The organism is Vibrio sp. 2033 (genome assembly GCF_033339735.1).
Map to the genome: position 1 here is coordinate 1 of NZ_JAWOVC010000796.1, position 524 is coordinate 524.

Annotated in this window: 1 protein-coding gene; it reads right to left on the minus strand. The window is 57.1% G+C overall.

Annotated features, from left to right (window positions below; translation table 11 throughout):
- A partial coding sequence (locus R7P74_RS29135) for an IS91 family transposase (RefSeq protein ID WP_001120876.1) occupies positions 1–406 on the minus strand: 406 nt, incomplete at its 3' end.
- Between the last annotated feature and the right edge of the window lie 118 nt (positions 407–524).

Genomic DNA, 524 nt, shown 5'->3' on the forward strand with positions numbered 1-524 from the left:
CAAACAGGAAACGCAGCTGAAACGGGAAGCTCAACACCCACTGACGCATGGGTTGTTCAGGCAGTACTTCATCAACCAGCAAGGCGGCACTTTCGGCCATCCGCCGCGCCCCACAGCTCGGGCAGAAACCGCGACGCTTACAGCTGAAAGCGACCAGGTGCTCGGCGTGGCAAGACTCGCAGCGAACCCGTAGAAAGCCATGCTCCAGCCGCCCGCATTGGAGAAATTCTTCAAATTCCCGTTGCACATAGCCCGGCAATTCCTTTCCCTGCTCTGCCATAAGCGCAGCGAATGCCGGGTAATACTCGTCAACGATCTGATAGAGAAGGGTTTGCTCGGGTCGGTGGCTCTGGTAACGACCAGTATCCCGATCCCGGCTGGCCGTCCTGGCCGCCACATGAGGCATGTTCCGCGTCCTTGCAATACTGTGTTTACATACAGTCTATCGCTTAGCGGAAAGTTCTTTTACCCTCAGCCGAAATGCCTGCCGTTGCTAGACATTGCCAGCCAGTGCCCGTCACTCC